The sequence below is a fragment of the Blautia sp. AF19-10LB genome, from assembly GCF_003461245.1.
GTDB classification, from domain to species: Bacteria; Bacillota; Clostridia; order Lachnospirales; family Lachnospiraceae; genus Blautia_A; species Blautia_A intestinihominis.
On record NZ_QTWS01000098.1, the window covers coordinates 1 to 371 of the forward strand.

The window sequence follows — 371 nt, forward strand, 5'->3', positions numbered from 1 at the left end:
ATTGCAGCAGCAGGAGTTGTAATAGCATTATTGATAGGAGGCTTGGGACATCCGCATGAGATAAAGGCGGCCTGGGAACAGATTACTTCGTGGATTCAAACTGCATTGGGGATTAATGAAAATGTAGAATCATATATAGATAGTGTTGGAAAAACGATTACTAAAAATGGAGTTTCTATTACGTTAGATGAAATTGCTGCTGATAAGGAGAATTTATGGGTGGCAATATCTGATAATATAAATGCTTCAAAAGAAAAGGAGACTATTCTACTAACAGAAGTAGAGATAAATGGAAAAGCGGCACAGTTAGATGGAACATATGCTATGGAGAAAAAGGAGAACGGAACAGATGGTCAGGTTTGTCATTATAG

The 371-nt window shown here is 37.2% G+C and carries 1 protein-coding gene; it reads left to right on the plus strand.

Features of this window, described 5'->3' with window-relative positions:
- On the plus strand, positions 1-371 hold a 371-nt coding region (locus DWX28_RS19685), incomplete at both ends, for a DUF4179 domain-containing protein (protein ID WP_199611885.1).